This is a genomic window from Archangium gephyra (genome assembly GCF_042230915.1).
Classification (GTDB): domain Bacteria; phylum Myxococcota; class Myxococcia; order Myxococcales; family Myxococcaceae; genus Archangium; species Archangium gephyra_B.
On record NZ_CP102578.1, the window covers coordinates 11,592,501 to 11,606,565 of the forward strand.

11 protein-coding genes are annotated in these 14,065 nt (G+C 68.5%); 4 read left to right on the forward strand and 7 right to left on the reverse strand.

Annotated features, from left to right (window positions below; genetic code table 11):
• Positions 1–768: 768 nt before the first annotated feature.
• From NR798_RS45895 to NR798_RS45905, 3 genes are all read right to left on the reverse strand, one after another.
• Positions 769–3,930: an alpha-amylase family glycosyl hydrolase gene (locus NR798_RS45895; RefSeq protein ID WP_375768964.1), complete on the reverse strand. Its 3,162-nt coding sequence runs from the start codon at positions 3,928–3,930 to the stop codon at positions 769–771.
• 161 nt (positions 3,931–4,091) lie between these two features.
• Entirely contained in the window at positions 4,092–4,556 is a 465-nt protein-coding gene (locus tag NR798_RS45900) for a DUF2892 domain-containing protein (protein WP_375768965.1), read from the reverse strand.
• A 174-nt stretch (positions 4,557–4,730) separates the two neighbouring features.
• A complete protein-coding gene (locus NR798_RS45905) occupies positions 4,731–4,913 on the reverse strand; it encodes a CsbD family protein (RefSeq protein WP_047853824.1) in 183 nt (60 codons plus the stop codon).
• A gap of 169 nt (positions 4,914–5,082) precedes the next feature.
• Between NR798_RS45905 and NR798_RS45910 the strand changes: the two genes are divergently transcribed.
• Entirely contained in the window at positions 5,083–6,378 is a 1,296-nt protein-coding gene (locus NR798_RS45910) for a PQQ-dependent sugar dehydrogenase (RefSeq protein WP_375768966.1), read from the forward strand.
• Positions 6,379–6,583: 205 nt separating this feature from the next.
• Here NR798_RS45910 and glnII read toward each other — a convergent pair whose 3' ends face one another.
• Complete coding sequence (glnII, locus tag NR798_RS45915; protein WP_375768967.1) at positions 6,584–7,603, reverse strand: glutamine synthetase GlnII; 1,020 nt, start codon at positions 7,601–7,603, stop codon at positions 6,584–6,586.
• 489 nt (positions 7,604–8,092) lie between these two features.
• On the opposite strand from glnII, the gene NR798_RS45920 reads away from it, so the two are divergent.
• On the forward strand, positions 8,093–9,640 hold the full coding sequence (locus tag NR798_RS45920; RefSeq protein WP_375768968.1) for a sigma 54-interacting transcriptional regulator: 1,548 nt from the start codon (positions 8,093–8,095) through the stop codon (positions 9,638–9,640).
• A 12-nt stretch (positions 9,641–9,652) separates the two neighbouring features.
• Complete coding sequence (locus NR798_RS45925; protein WP_375768969.1) at positions 9,653–10,066, forward strand: ACT domain-containing protein; 414 nt, start codon at positions 9,653–9,655, stop codon at positions 10,064–10,066.
• Here NR798_RS45925 and NR798_RS45930 read toward each other — a convergent pair.
• Together NR798_RS45930 and NR798_RS45935 are read right to left on the reverse strand one after the other, a co-directional pair.
• Complete coding sequence (locus tag NR798_RS45930; RefSeq protein WP_375768970.1) at positions 10,045–11,388, reverse strand: cytochrome P450; 1,344 nt, start codon at positions 11,386–11,388, stop codon at positions 10,045–10,047. The two genes, NR798_RS45925 and NR798_RS45930, sit on opposite strands and share 22 nt — an antisense overlap.
• A 1-nt stretch (position 11,389) precedes the next feature.
• The gene (locus NR798_RS45935) at positions 11,390–12,169 is read right to left on the reverse strand and encodes an SPFH domain-containing protein (RefSeq protein ID WP_375773925.1); all 780 of its coding nucleotides are present in this window, start codon (positions 12,167–12,169) and stop codon (positions 11,390–11,392) included.
• 109 nt (positions 12,170–12,278) lie between these two features.
• Between NR798_RS45935 and NR798_RS45940 the strand changes: the two genes are divergently transcribed.
• Positions 12,279–13,349 (forward strand): hypothetical protein, encoded by a 1,071-nt coding sequence (locus tag NR798_RS45940; protein WP_375768971.1) that lies wholly within the window; start codon positions 12,279–12,281, stop codon positions 13,347–13,349.
• A gap of 63 nt (positions 13,350–13,412) precedes the next feature.
• On the opposite strand, the gene def is transcribed toward NR798_RS45940, so the two are convergent.
• A complete protein-coding gene (def, locus tag NR798_RS45945; protein WP_375768972.1) occupies positions 13,413–13,940 on the reverse strand; it encodes a peptide deformylase in 528 nt (175 codons plus the stop codon).
• Positions 13,941–14,065 lie beyond the last annotated feature (125 nt).

Genomic DNA, 14,065 nt, shown 5'->3' on the forward strand with positions numbered 1-14,065 from the left:
CTTTCCGTCCGAGGGGGCGCGGCTTCTACCACCGCCGCGTTGGGAGTCAACCCCGTACTTCCGACTCCCTATTCCTTCTTTCAACCCGTCCGGGGATCCTGCCGCCAGTGCGGCTTCGTCTTCCCGTCCGAGGAGCGGCGTCGAACTTCCTCGCCACTCCAGCCCTTCCGCTCGATCAACCTGGGCGCCGTGGCGCCAGCCCGTCGGGCGAAGGGAACCGATACCTAACGCTTTGTTTCGTTCCCGTCAAACCTTCTTCTTGAGGGTTGATCCCGAGGAGCAGCTCAACGCCGGGTTTCATTGGGGATAACCCTCCAGTACGGGTCCCCCCTTCCCACGAAGATGATTTTCGCAGCCTCGGCCTTCGCTCTCCCTGGGCGAACCCGAAGGCCCTCTTCTCTCAGTGAACCCGAGCGCACAGCAGGTCCATCCACCCGGCGGTGCTCGTGGATTTCGTCGGTCCCACCGAGTGCGCCTGCTCCTACACGCCTACCTGGTTTCCAGCGTGGCCGGCAGCGGGTCAGCGACCTCCCTCATCCGCTCACCAGGAGGAGAGCCGCCTTGGTGATGGACAACCGGCTCGCCTTCACCCTCCCGCTCAGCACTTTCACCGTCCTCGTCAGGGACAGGCTGGGCGCCGCTCATCGCATCGCCCGTCCCCTTCCCCGATTCAAGGGTGGCCTTCTCTACCCAGCAGGCAGGGGGGCGACCGTCGCCCAGGCCCATAGTCGGTCGCACGCCCCTCGCAGCTCCGCGGCCGCAGGCCGCCTACTCCTTCTTGAAGACCACGTAGCCCGCCGCCGGGATGTTCACCTTCGTGTTCCCGCCGCTCAGCTTCGCTCCGAAGTTGCCGAAGTTGTCGCCTCCGTACACCGCCGCGTCACTGTTCAGCACTTCCTTCCAGTTCCCCGGCGGCAACGGCATCGTGTAGCCCTCCAGGTTCTCCCGGTTCAGGCTGCCCACCACCAGGTACTCCTCGCCTCCGGCCTTCCTCGTGAAGGCCATCACCGAGTCCTCGTTGTGCGTGTACACCCGGTTCACCTCCGCGTCCGCGCGGAAGGCCGGGCTCGAGTGACGCAGCGCGATCGCGTCCTGATAGAAGCGGAAGCTCTGCCGACGCGTGATGTCCAGCATCGCCTCCGTCCGCTGCTCCGCCGGCATCGCCGCCAGGCTCTCGAAGACCTTCCGGTCCTCCCCCGACAGCCCCCGGTACTCCCCATCCTTCGCTCGCGCCTCGGGCGGCAGAGCGAACAGCCGCTCGTACGATGCCTTCCTCGCGTCGTTGAACGTCACCTTGTCCCAGTTCCAGTCCTTCCCGAGCGACTCCCAGCTCCAGTCACTGTCCCACGTGGACGGGTTGCCCCACCGGAAGTCGTTCTGCGCTCCGAACTCGTCCCCCTGGAAGAACATCGGAATGCCCGGCCCCGCCATCCCCATCCCCGCCGCGAACCGCGCCGCGCTCCTCGACCACTGCTCCGGGAACTCCGTCGGCTTGTCCCCCTCCGCCGTGTTCATCGTCCGCTGCGCGTTCCCCACCTCGTCATGGTTCGAGATGATCGTCAGCGCCTTCTTCCACCCATCCAGCCCCCGCGGGCTCGTCAGCATGGACATGAACGCGTCCATGTCCGTCTTCAGCCCCCGCGCCGCCGCCTGGATCAGCCCCGGATTGCTGCTGTCGTTCACCAGCCGGTGCTGGAACTCCGTGTACCACTGTGCGTCGAAGCCCCCTCCCGTCCCGTCCTTCTGCGCCGGCTTCGTGATTCCCGGGTCGTAGTCGAACTGCTCCGCCACCGTCCAAACGTCCGGGTTGAAGAAGTGGACCTGCCGGTTGATCTCCCGCAGCAGCTCCCACCCGTCCTTCCCTCCCACTCCCTTGATCGGCTCCGTGAAGTCGAAGCGCAACCCGTCGAAGTGCAGCTCCTCCACCTGCGCCACCGCGTGGTCCACGAAGAACTGCTTCACCTTCGGGTTCGAATACGCCGGCACCGCTCCCCACGGCGTGTCCCGCTGCTCGAACTTCCCCGGCTCCTTCGACCAGTTGAAGAACGGGTTGTCCGGCCCTCCCAGGCCCCACATCGCGTTGTAGTCGCCGTGCACGTGGTTGTAGACCACGTCCGAGATGACGTTCATCCCCCGCGCGTGCGCCTCGTCGATGAAGCGCTTCAGCGCCTCCGTCCCGCTCACCCACTTCCCGTTCGCGTCCTCGAAGCCGAACGAGCTCTCCACCGCCAGGCTGTTCACCCCCAGGTAGCCCCAGTTCCGGTTCCCCTCCACCTCGTTCACCGGCAACAGCTCCAGCGTGTTCACCCCCAGCTTCTTGAAGTAGTCCAGCCTCGCCGTCAGGTCCTCCAGCGTCGAGCGGTCCGCGTTCTTCGCCTCGCCCAGGAAGCTCCCCACGTGCAGCTGGTACACCACCCACTTGCTCGGGTCCTTCTCCCGCGGCGCACTGTCGTGCTTCCACGCGTGGCTCGCCGGATCCGTGATCACCGCCCCCCGGAACGTCACCCCGCTCGCCTCCGTGATGGTGTTGCTCCACGGATCGTTGTTCGGTGACTTCAGGCGCTCGCTCGCGCTCAGCTTGCCGTCCCGGTTCCCGTCATCCCGCAGCCGCAGGTTGCCCTTCGCGTCCTTGTCGTAGACCTGGAACTCGTACTGCAACCCCGCCAGCTTCTTCGGGTCGTTCACCAGCGCCAACCACGCCCCACCCGCATTCGTCATCCGGATGCGCCCGTCCGCTTCCACGTTCTTCGACCACAGGTCGTTGAACTTCCCGTCGTGCAGCTTGTCCACCAGCGTGGCGTCGATGGTCCCCAGCCGCGCCACCAGCTCGTCCCGGCTCAGCTGACGTCCACTCGCGTCCTTCAACACCAGGTACGCACTGTGCGCGTCCTCCTCGTCATCCACGTCGAAACGCATCAGCTCGACGCTATCCCCCGCGTAGCGGTTCACCTCCTTGCCCGTCTTCGCGTCCAGGTACATCCGCGACAGGCCCCGCTGCTCGCCCATCATCTCCCGCGCGTACGGGTCCGGCCGGTCGCTCGTCACCCCCTCCGAGTCCACCACTTCGTAGACGTAGGACTTGCCCACCACGTCCTTCCAGCCCCCCTTCACCCGCGCCGACCAGTTGCCCGCCTCGTCCCGCTCCATCGGGAAGCGCTGCACCCGCCCCTCCGCGTCCGTCACCTTCACCTGCACGCTCTTCGCGTTCCCCGCCCAGAACTTGAACGTCGCGTCCGCTCCCGACTTCCTCGAGCCCATCTCGTGGTACGTCGTCGGCGCGTACGTGGACGTCGCCTTCTTCACGTCCAGCTTCAGGTTGCCCTCCCCCATCACCGCCCAGACGCCCTTGCCCGTCGGGCCATCCGCCAGCACGCCCCACTCCCAGTCGTGCGGCTGGCCATCGTCCAGCACCTCCACCGTCGCCGCCCACTTCCCATCCCCCAACGGCTTCATCGGAATGGTGCGCTCGTTCCACTGCGCGCTGTAGCGGCCCGTCGCGTCCCAGCTCCCCTTGAGCTGCAGGTTCGTGAGCCTAGCGTGCGGCCCCGCGTCGTACACCAGCGTCACCGAGCGCTTCACCGGCGCTCCCACCGCCAGCGCATTCGCCCCCACCGCCCCCGCGGCCCTCGTGCCGAGCATGTTCGTCGCCGCTCCGCCACTCGGGGGCTCGAACGCGGAGCCCGCGCCACGTGCGCCCGCCGGGCGTGCCGCCGTCTCGAACGCCGAGTCCCCGCCCCGCGCCGACCCCGCCCGGGACTTCGTCTCGAAGGCGTCCCGCGCCTCGGGCGCTCCCGCAGGCGACTTCTGCACCGCCTTCTCCGCTCCCGCCGCCACGTCCTCCTTGCGGACCTCTCGGCTGCTCGTGGAGGCCTCGCTCTTCGGGCCAGGAACCGCGCTCTTCGGGGGCTGGTTGATTCGGGAAGCGCTCACGCTCGTCTCCTCTGGCGCAGAGCCGGAAGTTGCAGTGCCCTCCATTCTCGGGGCACCCACCGTCCGAGTTTCCTCCCACCCGACGTGACGCACTACGCGTCCTGCTCTCCAGGACACCCCCAGTGTGGGCTTTCGTTCATCCGGCCCTCAGGCCCCCGTTCTCACCCCCAGCCCGGCCCCTCCGAGCTCGCCGAGTGCCCTACCTCCGCGCCTCGGAAGTCTCCCCGCTGCACCCTCAGCGCGAACTTCTCCGCGTCGATCTCCTCGCGCGTGCGCAGCTTCCACCGCCGCAGGAGTTCCACTGGCGGGCACCACCCCGAGACCGCGTGCTGCAGCAGGAAGCCCGCCACCACGCCCGGCACCCAGAGCCACTTCCGGTTGCTCGTCACTCCCAGTACCAGCCCCACCAAGGACAGCGTGGCCGCGTTCGTCTGCAACACCCGCTCGATGTCCCACTCGCGCTCCAGCTCCTCCACGCGCTGCTGCACCTCGTCCTGGGGACGGTCCGCGTACCAGGCGATGCGCTCCCGCATCTCCCGCAGGATTTCCTCGTTCGCCTTCTCCGGCCCGTGCTGCCTCACCCGATCATGACGGGGCACCAGAAGCTGCTCCAGCCTGGCATCCATGCCGAACCTCCCTCGGGACACGTGCGCGTCCCGCCGAAAGGTGATGCCCCCGCCACGGCGCGCCAAGGCAACCCCTCCCGCACCGCTCTCCAGGCCCTCAAAGACAGACGGGCCACGGGGTGTCTCCCCGCAGCCCGCCTCGCAGCCCGCTCTTTCAGGGCCTCGACGCTCCGCCTACCGCCGCCCCTTCACCTCGTCATCCGCGTCCTTGATGACCCTCTTCGCGTCCTCGATCTTCTCCTTCACCGCTCCCTTGAGCGTGTCCTTCTTCCCCTCCGCCTCCAGCTCACGGTCTCCCGTGGCCGTCCCCACCGTCTCCTTCACCCGCCCCTTCAGCTTGTCCGTCCACTCACCCATGGCCTGCCTCCTTGTCGTCCCTGTGTCCAAACACCGACACCCCTGAAGCTAGGTACTGGAGGGAGACACGGGCACTCCACGAGCCCTCGCCCGCCTGAATGCCCGGCAGCCGTCACTCCGATGCGTGCGTGCCTTTCGCGCCCAGGGTCCGCCGCTAGCGTCACCCGCCATGCGATCGACGCTCCTCTCCTTCTCCCGCCGCTGGCTGGTTCCTCTCACGCTCCTGCTACTGCCACTCGCCTGCTCCTCCGGCTCCGCGCCGCCCGCCACACCCGGCCCCAGCCAGGAGGCGCGCATCCCCACCCCGCAGGTCCCTCCCACCCAAACCGAGGTCCGCGCCGTCACCGCGGAGAACAACCTCGTCCGTCCCGCCAAACGCGACTTCAGTGACGCGCTCCTGCGCCAACTCTCGGTGCGCCCCGGCTTCAGCCTCAACGTCTTCGCCCAGGGCCTCACCAACCCACGCGTCCTCGCCGTCCGCCCCGATGGCTCCGTCTACGTCACCGAGCGCGAGGCCGGCCGCGTCACCCTCCTGCGCGACACCAACGCCGATGGCCGCGTCGATCAGCAGACCCCCGTCCTCACCGGCCTCGGCCAGAAGGAGGCCGGCGTCCACGGGCTCGCCCTGCGCGGCGACCAGCTCTACCTCGTCACCGTCAAACAGCTCTACGTGGCCGACATCCGCTCCGATGGTTCGCTCGGCACGCCCCGCGAGCTGCTCGGCGACCTGCCCGATGGCGGCCAGCACAACAACCGCACCCTGGCCTTCGGTCCCGATGGCGCGCTCTACCTCTCCGTCGGCAGCACCTGCAACGCCTGCCCCGAGTCCAATCCCGAGCACGCCACCCTGCTGCGCATCGACCCGGCCACCGGCTCGCGCACCGTCTTCGCCCGCGGCCTGCGCAACACCATCGGCTTCGCCTGGCACCCCACCACCGGCCAGCTCTGGGGCATGGACCACGGCTCCGACTCACGCGGCGATGACTTCCCTCCCGAGGAGCTCAACCTCCTCGAGCAGGGCGGCGACTACGGCTGGCCCTTCTGCGCCGGCAAGCAGGTGGTGGACCCCTTCATCAGCTCCGAACCCCCGGGTGACCTCGCCCGCGCCGATTACTGCGCGCGCACCAAGCCCTCCACCCTGGAGTACCAGGGCCACTCGGCTCCCATGACGCTCGTCTTCTACTCGGGCTCGCAGTTCCCCGCCGAGTTCCGCAACGACGCCTTCCTCGCGCTGCGCGGCTCGTGGAACCGCAACCCGCCCACCGGCTACAAGCTCGTGCGCGTCCGCTTCGACCCGCAGGGCCAGCCGCTCGGCTTCGAGGACTTCGTCTCCGGCTGGTTGCTCGACAACGGCCGCGCCCATTTTGGCCGGCTCGTCGGCACCGCCGTGGCCGCCGATGGCTCGCTGCTGCTCACCGACGATGCCAACGGCGTCATCTACCGCATTTCCTACACCGGCGGCTGAGCGCCTCCGGCAACTGGCGAGTGGAACGGGCCTCGGCGCGCCGCACACATGCGCTCCGGCCAGCGCGGGCGGCCCCCTGATTCTGTTCCACCGTGGCCCGATCCACTCCCGTAAAGCCATACGCCGAGCCCGACGGACGGGAAGCCCGACACCTCCCGTCCGCCAGGCCAAGCGCTCCTTCCCCAAGGAGTCTTTTGCGACGGTCTCAGCCGCAGACCGTCTCGAGCATGATGCGGCACACCTCGTACGGGTCGCAGTTGGCCGCCGGACGGCGGTCCTCGAAGTAGCCGCGGCCGTCGTTCGCCGTGCCCAGCGGGATGCGGATGGACGAGCCGCGGTCGCTCACGCCGTAACGGAACACCGTGATGGGCGCCGTCTCGTGCAGGCCCGTCAGGCGCTCCACGTTGTGCGCACCGTACACCGCGATGTGCGCCTCGTGCTTCGCGCGCAGCTTCTCCATCGCCGCCTCGATGACCTTGAGGCCACCCGCCTCGCGCATCGCCTTGGTGCTGAAGTTGGTGTGGCAGCCCGTGCCGTTCCAGTCACCCTTCACCGGCTTGGGGTGCAGCGTGGCGCTGATGCCGTACTCCTCGCCCATCCGGTACAGCAGCCAGCGCGCCAGCCACAGCTCGTCCGCCATCTCCAGCGCGGGCAGGGGGCCAATCTGGAACTCCCACTGCGCCGGCATCACCTCGGCGTTCGTGCCGCCCAGCTTGATGCCCGCGCGCAGGCACGCCTCGGCGTGCGACTCCACCAGCTTGCGGCCGAACACCTCGTCACTGCCCACGCCGCAGTAGTAGCCCCCCTGCGGCGCCGGGAAGCCCTTGTCCGGCCAGCCCAGCGGACGGTTGCCCTCGAAGAGCGTGTACTCCTGCTCCATGCCGAACCACGCCTCCTCGGAGGCGCACTTCTCGGCCACCTGGCGCAGCGGCGCGCGCGTGTTGCTCCAGTGCGGGCTGCCGTCCGGGTTCATCACCTCGCACAGCACCAGGATGTCCTTCGTCCCCGGCTTGAGCGGGTTGGCGATGAAGCGCACCGGCCTGAGCATCAGGTCGCTCTTCTTGCCCTCCGCCTGGTAGGTGCTCGAGCCGTCGAAGCTCCAGTCGGGCAAATCGGAGAGACTCCGGACCTCCGCCACCTCCACCACCTTCATCTTCGAGCGCAGCTTCGCAGTCGGCCGCTGCCCGTCGACCCAGATGTACTCCGCCATCACCACCTTGCTCATCGCCGCTTCCTCCAAGGGGCCCTCGCGCACCGGGCCGGTTTTTCTCGCGGCCCTCACCGGGCCTGACGCCAGAACCCTTTTGCAGATGCGGTGCCAACGGGCTCGCCCCCCGGGGGCCTCGACGGAAACCCTCGAAATGGCTCGGAACGGGCCTCGCCCCCCTCGGACGGGCCCCGGGCGACTCCGACAATTTCGTAGGAGATGAGCGCGCTTCCTACAAATTTGTCGGAAGCGGTCCCCCAGCCCTCGGGGCCGCGGCCGCGTTCGGCACCGGAGTTCCACCGCTAGGCACGCCGTGACCCTCCTCATGACCGGAATCCAACGAAGGATGCCGCTCCAAGAGTAGGGCCCTGGACGCTTCGCCGCCCGCCTGCTCTCGGGAATCGCGACAACCCCGCCTACAATTTTGTAGGCCTCTGGCCCGGAACCGACAAAAATGTCGGAACCGCCCGGGACCCCCTCGGACCCGGCTTCGTGGAGCATCCTCGCATGGCGAAACGGACGGAAGAGCAGACGGGCAGGCACGCCACCCTGGCCAGCCTCCTGGAGGTGAGCCAGGCCCTGGCTGGCGCCAACGATCTCAGAGCCGCCCTCCACCGCGTCCTGGAACGGCTCGAGCGCTACCACGGCGTCGTCCGCGGCGCCGTCACCCTCACCGACCCCGACACCGGGGACCTCTATATCGAGGCCTCCATCGGTTTGAACGCCGACGGCCGCAAGGCCCGCTACAAGCTCGGCGAGGGCATCACCGGCCGCGTCGTCCAGAGCGGCAAGCCCATCGTCGTCCCGGAGATCAGCCGCGAGCCCCTCTTCCTCCACCGCGCCTTCCTCGGCCGGCGCTCCGGCAGCCAGGAGTTCTCCTTCTTCTGCGTGCCCATCCTCGTGCACCGCAAGCCCGTGGGCACCCTCGGCGTGGACCTCCTCTTCCACAAGGACCGCGACTACCAGGACGAGACCCGCCTCTTCAGCGTCGTCGCCTCGATGATCGGCCAGGCGCTCGCCGCCCACCAGCTCCTGGAGGACGAGCGCAAGAAGCTCCTCGAGGAGAACACCACCCTGCGCCAGGAGCTGCGCGAGCGCTACGACTTCTCCAACATCATCGGCACCTCCGGCCCCATGCGGCAGGTGTACGAGCAGATCCACCAGGTGGCCCGCACCAACACCACCGTCCTCATCCGCGGCGAGTCCGGCACCGGCAAGGAGCTCATCGCCCACGCCATCCACTACAACTCCACACGCGCCAAGAAGCCCTTCATCAAGGTCAACTGCGCCGCCCTCCCAGAGACCCTCATCGAGTCCGAGCTCTTCGGCTACGAGAAGGGGGCCTTCACCGGCGCCCAGGCCCGCAAGCGCGGCCGCTTCGAGCTCGCCGAGGGCGGCACCCTCTTCCTGGATGAGATTGGCGAAATCAATCCCTCCACCCAGGTCAAGCTGCTGCGCGTCCTCCAGGAGCGCGAGTTCGAGCGCGTCGGCGGCACCGAGACGCTCAAGGCCAACGTCCGCCTCATCGCCGCCACCAACAAGGACTTGGAGACCGCCATCTCCGAGAAGGCCTTCCGCGAGGACCTTTACTACCGCCTCAACGTCTTCACCCTCTTCATCCCGCCCCTGCGCGAGCGCAAGAGCGACCTGCTGCTGCTCGCCGATCACTTCGTCGCCAAGTACTCGCGCGAGCACGGCAAGAACATCCGCCGCATCTCCACCCCCGCCATCGACATGCTCGTCAGCTACCACTGGCCCGGCAACGTGCGCGAGCTGGAGAACATCATCGAGCGCTCCGTCCTCGTCTGCGATGGCAACGCCATCCACGGCCACCACCTGCCCCCCACCCTGCAGACCGCCGAGGCCTCGGAGACCGTGACGAGCACCTCGCTCACCGATGCCGTCGAGCAGTTCGAGAAGGACCTCATCGCCGATGCCTTGAAGACCACCCGCGGCAATCGCGCCAAGGCGGCCCGCATGCTCCGCACCACCGAGCGCATCGTCAATTACAAGGTCTCCAAGTACGAGATCGACTGCTCCCGCTTCCGCGGGTAGGGAGAGCCCCCCATGTCCGGCGAGACGAACCTCGGTGTCCTGCTGCGCTCCATGCGGCCCGTGCTCCGGGAGGGGGAGTTCGTCTTCCTCACCACCCGGCAATCACTGCGCGAAGCCGCCGCCCTCGAGCCCCTCGGGCTCTTCCACGAGGAGGAAGGGCTCACCCTCATCCTCCCCCGCGAGAAGGCCGACGCCGCCGGACTGCCGTACTCCGCCGTCTTCCGGATGCTCACCCTCTCCGTCCACTCCAGCCTCGAGGCCGTGGGGTTTCTCGCCGCCATCACGGCCCGGCTGGCCGCCCGGGGCATCAGCGTGAACCCCGTCTCGGCGTACTTCCACGATCACCTCTTCGTCCCCTCCGCTCGCGCCGAGGAGTCGCTGGCATTGCTCGTCGAGCTCGCGGGCTACGCCGCGGCCCCGGGCTGACGCCGCTTCACCTTCATCCGCAAGCCCTCGACCCCCAGCGTGATGAGCGCCCTCGGCTTCACCTCCACCCCGGGGGCCAGCTCCAGCTCGTAGCGCTGCGCGATGGCGGCCACGAGCAGCTGCGCCTCCATCAGCGCGAAGCGGTTGCCGATACAGAGATGCGCGCCTCCGCCGAACGGCAGGTAGGCCGGCAGCTGCCGGTCCTCTACTCCCTGGAAGCGCTCGGGCCAGTAGCGCTCGGGCTGCTCGAAGAAGCGTCCGTCCCGGTGCGTCACGTAGACGCTGATGACGACGGGCGCGTGCGCCGGAATCGTGTACCCGCCCAGCTCCGTGTCCGTCAGCGGCGCCCGCTCCGCGTACCAGGCCGGCGGGTAGATGCGCAGCGTCTCCCTCACCACGCTCGCCGTGTACTCGAGCTTCGGCAGGTCGGAGACCGACGGCGGGCGGCCTCCCAGCACCGCGTCCACTTCCTCCTGCAGCTTGCGGCGGATGTCCGGGTTGCGCGACAGCAGCAGCCACGTCCAGCTCAGCAGGTTCGCCGTCGTCTCGTGCCCCGCGAAGAGCAGCGAGAGCGTCTGCGCCCCCACCTGCTCATCCGTCATCCCCGTGCCGTCCTCGTCCCTCGCCATCAGCAGCATCGAGAGCAGGTCTCCCCGGTCCGCTCCCGACGCCCGGCGCTCCTGGATGATGGACGCCGTGATGCCCCTCAGTGCCTCGACCGCACGCCGGCTCGCGCCCCAGCGCTTCACCGGAAACCATGCCGGCAGCAGGGCGTAGAGCGGGTACTCCTTGTTGACCGCCTTCATGATGGCCGTGAACGCCTCGCCCACCCGGCTCGCCTGCTCCCCCGTGTCCGCGTCGAACAGCGTCTTCGAGACGATCTCGAACGTCAGCCTCATCATGTCGTGCGAGATGTCCCGCGTCTCCCCATCCTTCCACCCCTCCAGCATCCTCGTCGCGTAGCCCTCCATCACCGCGCCGTAGCCATCGATCCGCTTGTGGTGGAAGGCCGGCTGCATCAGCCTCCTCTGCCGCAGGTGGTTCTCCCCCTCCTGCGAGAACAGCCCCCACCCGAGGAACGACTCCATCACGTCCCTCGAGAGCGCCGTCCGCACGAAGTTCTGGCTCGTGTAGACCTTCCGGATCAGCTCCGGGTGGTTCACGAAATAGAAGCGCTTGCGGCCCAGGTGGAAGCTGCTCACGTCCCCGTAGCTTCCCAGTCCCTTGAAGAAGTCGAGCTCGCCCTTCGCCGCCTGCATGATGTTGCCCAGCAGCGCGTTGCCCCGCGGCCCCGGTGGGAGAGGGGTTGTCATTTGGCTCATGTCAGTTGTTCCGCGCCCGCTCCGCCATCGCCCGCTCCACTTCCCGCTCCAACTCCGCCTCCCCCAGCTCCCCCTCCCGCCGCGAGGCCTCCCACGGCGCCTGCACCGGCTCCCGCGGCTCCACCCGCTGCTGCCTCATCTGCCCACTCGTCTCGATGGCCAGCCGCGTCGCCCGCTCCGTCAGCTTCAGGATTCCCTGCGCATCCACCACGTTCGTTGGATCCAACTGATCCAACGGCGTCTGCTCCAGCCTCCCCAGCGACATCCGCTCCAGCCGGAAGCCCAGCAGCTCGTCCCCTACCTCCATCATCACGTGGTCGATGAAGAGGCTCCGGTCCGCCACCAGCTCGTCGAAGTTGAACGTGCTCGCTGCGTTCGCCAGCGCGCAGGCGAAGCGCTCCTCCAACAGCGCCTGCACCTCCTCCGGCCGGTTCGCCCTCGCGCACCCCACCTCCCTCGCCACCCGCAGCACCGCCTCCTCCGTCCGCTCCACCTTCACCAGGAACGTTCCCCTCAGGTCCACCCGGATGCCGTCCCGGCACGACAGCCCCTGCTTCCCCCTCCGCTCCACCACTACCTTGCGCACCGACAGGTCCAGCACCTCCCCGCGCTGCACCATCGGCAGCACCAGCCCGCTCCCGAACCGCACCCGCGTCGGCCCCCCTCCCCGCTCGATGACCAGCGCCTCCCCCGAGCCCACCCGCCGGTAGCTCGTCAGCAACACCACGCCACACACCAGGCAGGCAGCGGCCACTCCAGCAAGCGCGAGCAGGACGGGCATCTCCACGTTGGAACGGCTCCAGTCAGGGGGGGCCGGGACTCCAGCACGCCCCGCGCCTCCCGCGCCAGGGCCATCCCGCCCCATTCCCCCTGGTGTAGCCTCTTCCACCATGCGTCCTATCGACATCTGCACCGCGGTCCTCGTCACCACCGGCAATCGAGCCCTGCGCGAGCCCTCGAAGACGCGTTGGGATGCCGTCGAGGAGCTGCTCGGACTCCGCCTCCGCCCCCACAGCCCCTTCGACTCCCGCATCACATTCCTCGACGTCGGCGGCGAGCACGTCTCCTTCGAGGAGTGGTTGGAGAACCGACCCGCTCCCACCGCCCGCCTGTGGCTCGCCCCCTTCCCCCAGGACCCCTCCACCGACTCCAGCCTCCTGGGCCTCCCCGAGGACGTCCGCGCCGCCATCGACAGCGGCGGCCTCGGCTTCCTCGTCTACTCCGATGGCCAGCGCCTCGAGCGGTTCGTCCCCCGCGAGGTGCAGCCCCGGACCTATGACATCTCCGGCCCCCAGCTCTACGCCTTCATCCTCGGCCGCCGCAGCCCCTCCGCACTCTCCGAGGCCCTCGCCACCGCGCTCGGCGTTCCCCTCGAGCAGCTCGAGACCCACCTCGCCTCCTGCTCGCCCGATGACATGCAGGACGTCATCCCCCGCTTCATCTCCGCCGGCGCCGACGTCGAGTACGCCTCCTCCGGTGACGAGGGGCCCGACGCTGGCGACATCGACACCTGGAACGCCTTCTTCTCCCCCGCCCCCGGCGCCTCCAGCCTCTCCTTCGAGTTCCTCTACGCCGGGCCCGGCTCCGAGGCCGACCTCGAGCGCGACCTCGACTCGGCCCGCGCCTCGCTCGCCAGCGCCCTGGAGTCCATCCGGGAGTTCGCCCACGCCCACGGCCTGCGCTCCTGGGAGAAGCACTTCCGCCGCGCCCTCCTCCGCCTCTCCCTCGAGCCCCAGCCCCTCGAGGACCTCGTCGAGCTGCTCCTCCTCAACGGGCTGCCCCCCCCCGCCATCCAGCTCGCCCTCTGCGCCGCCGCCTCCGATGTCTTCGGCGGCATGGGCTCCTGGAATGACATGTCCTTCGAGGCTCAGGACGGCGAACTCTACGTCGCCCTCTCCGACCGCCTCTTCTCCTCCACCCGCACCGCCCTGCGCACCAGCCTCAACCGCTCCGCGCTCTGAGCCGCGGAGGGGAGACCCTCACCCCGACCCTCTCCCAGAGGGAGAGGGAGTGGAGGGTCCGCGTTACTCCTTCTCGTCCTTCTTCTCGTCCTTGCGCCGGCTCAGCGCCTTCTGAAGCTTCTTCATCTTCTCCATGATGAGGCTCCGCTTCAGGTTGGACAGGTGGTCCACGAACACGTGCCCATCCAGGTGGTCGATCTCGTGTTGCAGCACGTGCGCCAGCCTCCCCTCCGCTTCCAGCTCGTGCCACTCGCCCGCACGGTCCTGGTACTTCACCTTCACCTTGTGGAAGCGCGGCGTCTTCTCGTACTGGTCCGGCACCGACAGGCACCCCTCCTCCAGCGTCACCGGCCCCGACTTCTCCAGAATCTGCGGGTTGATGATCTCGAAGAACGTCCCGTCCTCCCGCCCCACCCACGAGCACCTCAGCGACACCCCAATCTGGTTCGCCGCGATCCCAATCCCCTCCGCCTCCTTCATCGACTCGTGCATCTCGTCCAGCAGCTGCGTGAGCTTCTCGCTGAAGTCCGTCACCGGCTTCGTCGGCGTGTTGAGGACCTTGTTCGGCCAGATGACGATGTCCCGTGCCATTCGGTGTCTCTTCTCCGTGCGTGAGCGCGTGAAGCGCCCTTCTACACCGGGCCCGCCCGCTCGCCAGCCCCGAGTGTCGCCCACCTGTCTCCACCTCGACGCCCCACCCCCTTGAGCGCACGGGG